General features: G+C 66.1%; 2 protein-coding genes. Both read left to right on the top strand.

Translation table 11 applies throughout. The features are described 5' to 3' along the window. The first annotated feature begins 25 nt into the window (after window positions 1-25). On the top strand, window positions 26-421 hold the full coding sequence (locus tag B2V90_RS23165) for a ParB N-terminal domain-containing protein (protein WP_414711601.1): 396 nt from the start codon (window positions 26-28) through the stop codon (window positions 419-421). Then, the coding region (locus B2V90_RS11430) for an acyl-CoA dehydrogenase family protein (RefSeq protein WP_293921348.1) at window positions 339-741 on the top strand (403 nt) is incomplete at its 3' end. The genes B2V90_RS23165 and B2V90_RS11430, both read left to right, overlap by 83 nt.

Here is a 741-nt window from a genome sequence, read left to right as displayed (position 1 = left end):
TCCCGGCAAATATCAGCCGCGGCGGCTGTTCCATGAAGCGGCGATCAACGACCTCGTCGAGTCGATCCGGGAAAAAGGGGTGCTGCAGCCGATCCTGGTCCGCCCGCATCCGCAGCGCGGAGGCGGCGAGCGTCGCCGCGGGCGTCGCCCAGCAATTGCATGGCGCGATCGGCTTTACGCAGGAGCATCGCCTGCACTGGTACACCAGTGCGTTGTGGAGTTGGCGCGACGAATATGGCGGGCCGCACCATTGGACGCAGTGCTTGGGCGCCGCCGCGCTCGCGGTTGGCCGCGATGGGTTCTGGCCCTTCGTCGTTGCGGCCTGACAGGACGGAAACATGAATCCCATCCGCTTTGCCACGCCCCCTCGCCACGAAGCCGCCGAGGCTTTGCGACACGACGTGCGCGCCTTTCTGCATGATCGGCTGGCCCATGTTCCGCCGATCCGCCGCGCCGACAGCTGGACCGGGGTGGACAAGGATTTCACCCGTGCCATGGGCGCGAGGGGTTGGCTCGGCATGACATGGCCCAAATGCTATGGCGGGCACGAACGCAGCGCCTTCGAACGCTATGTCGTGATGGAAGAGACTCTGGCCGCCGGCGCCCCTGTCGGTGCACACTGGATCGGTGATCGGCAGAGCGGGCCGACCTTGCTCAAATTCGGAACCGAAGCGCAACGGCGAGCCGTGCTACCGCGCATCGCGGCAGGTCAGGCGATGTTCTGCATCGGCATGAGCGAAC

The sequence above is a fragment of the Sphingobium sp. UBA5915 genome (genome assembly GCF_002431195.1).
GTDB lineage: Bacteria > Pseudomonadota > Alphaproteobacteria > Sphingomonadales > Sphingomonadaceae > Sphingobium > Sphingobium soli.
Note: the sequence above shows the minus strand (reverse complement) of the source record. Positions and strands in the feature narration are given on the sequence as shown.